Consider the following 1,965-nt stretch of genomic DNA (forward strand, 5'->3'; position numbering starts at 1 on the left):
TCGGGTCATCCGTTGTTGGGGGTGGTGGTGGAGTTGCCGGGTTCGGGTGGGGTGGTGTTGTCGGGGCGGTTGTCGTTGGGGGAGCAGGGGTGGCTTGGTGATCATGTGGTGGGTGGTCGTGTGGTGGTGGCGGGGACTGTGTTGTTGGAGATGGTGGGGTTTGCGGGGGGTTGGGTGGGGTGTGGTGTGGTGCGGGAGTTGGTGCTGCGTGAGCCGTTGGTGGTGCCGGAGGGTGGGGGTGTGGTGGTGCGGGTGAGTGTGGGTGAGTTGGTGGATGGGGTGTGTGGGGTTGAGGTGCATGGTCGTGTGGTGGGTTCGGGTGGGTGGGTGTGTCATGCGGTGGGGTCTGTGGGTGTTGAGAGTGCTGCTGGTGTTGAGCGTGTTGAGCGTGTTGAGAGTGCTGTGTGGTTGGAGGGGGTGTGGCCGCCGGTGGGTGGGGTGTTGGTGGGTGGTGAGGGTGTGTATGGGGAGTTGGCGGGTGCGGGGTTTGAGTATGGGCCGGTGTTTCGGGGGTTGGGGCGGGTGTGGCGGCGTGGGGTTGAGGTGTTTGCGGAGGTGGGGTTGCCGGTGGGTGGGGGTGGGTTTGGGTTTCATCCGGCGCTTGCGGATGCGTGTTTGCATGCGTGGGCGGTTGGGGGTGGGGGGCGTGGTGTGGTGCCGTTTGTGTGGTCGGGGGTGCGGTTTGGTGGGTCGGGTTGTCGGGTGGTGCGGGTGAGGTTGGTTCCGGTGGGTGGGGATGCGGTGTCGGTGGTGGCGGTGGCTGCCGATGGTGAGGGTGTGGGTGGGGTGGTGTGGTCGGTGGAGTCGTTGTCGCTTCGGCCGGTGTCGGGGCTGGTGGGTGTGGGTGTGGGTGGCGGGGGTTTGTATCGGGTGGGGTGGCGTGGGGTGGGTCTGCCGGCGGGTGTGGGTGAGGAGTTGCGGGTGCTGGATCTTCGGGGTGTTGCGGGTGGGATGGGTCCGGGTGAGGTGTGTGGTGCGGTGGTGGAGGCGGTTGGGGTGTTGCGGGGGTGGCTTGCTGGGGAGGGTGGGCCGGTGGTGGTGTGGACGGAGGGTGCCGTACTCGGCCGTGCGGGTGCGGGTGTGGGTGCGGGTGCGGGTGTGGATGGTGTGGGTGTGGCGGTGTGGGGGTTGGTGCGGTCGGTGCAGGCGGAGTTTCCGGGGCGGGTTGTGTTGGTGGATGGCGGGTGTCGGGAGGAGTTGGCGGGTGCGGTGGGGTTGGGTGAGCCGGAGGTGGTGTTGGAGGGGGGTGCCGCGTGGGTGCCGCGGCTGGCTGAGGTGGTCGTGGATGGGTCGGTTGAGGTGGGTTCTGGTGGGTGGGATGGGTCGGGTGTGGTGTTGATTACGGGTGGTCTGGGGGTTTTGGGTGGTGTGGTGGCTCGGCATGTGGTGCGGGTGTGGGGTGCTCGGGATGTGGTGTTGCTCGGTCGTGGGAGTGGTGGGGGTGGTGGGTTGGTTGCGGAGTTGGAGGCGTTGGGGGCGCGGGTGCGGGTGGTGTTGTGTGATGTGGCGGATCGTGGGGGGTTGGCTGGGGTGTTGGGGGATGTGGGGGATGTGCGGGTGGTGGTGCATGCGGCGGGTGTGGTGGATGACGGGTTGTTGGGGTCGTTGACGGCGGAGCGGGTGGAGGGTGTGTTGGCGGCGAAGGTGGTGGGGGCGTGGAATGTGCATGAGGTGGGGGTGGAGTTGGGGTGGCGGTTGGATGCGTTTGTGTTGTTTTCGTCGTTGGCGGGTGTTGCGGGTTCGGTGGGGCAGGGGGCGTATGGGGCGGGGAATGCGTATTTGGATGCGTTGGCGTGGTATCGGCGGGGGCTTGGGTTGCCGGCGGTGTCGGTGGCGTGGGGGTTGTGGGAGGAGCGGTCGCGGATCACGGCTGGGTTGTCTGTTGCTGACCGGGCGCGGATGGAGCGTCGGGGTGTGCTGCCGTTGGCGACCCAGGACGCGCTACGACTCCTCGACACCGCACTC

General features: G+C 67.6%; 1 protein-coding gene and 1 pseudogene. Both read left to right on the top strand.

Translation table 11 applies throughout. The annotated features are described in order from the left end of the window. Positions 1–15: 15 nt before the first annotated feature. A pseudogene (locus ACFIF2_RS35775) lies at positions 16–816 on the top strand (polyketide synthase dehydratase domain-containing protein); the annotation flags it as partial. Between the two features lie 105 nt (positions 817–921). Continuing rightward, a partial coding sequence (locus ACFIF2_RS35780) for a beta-ketoacyl reductase (protein ID WP_395577467.1) occupies positions 922–1,965 on the top strand: 1,044 nt, incomplete at its 3' end.

It is taken from the genome of Streptomyces sp. BK79 (genome assembly GCF_044142145.1).
Classification (GTDB): Bacteria; Actinomycetota; Actinomycetes; order Streptomycetales; family Streptomycetaceae; genus Streptomyces.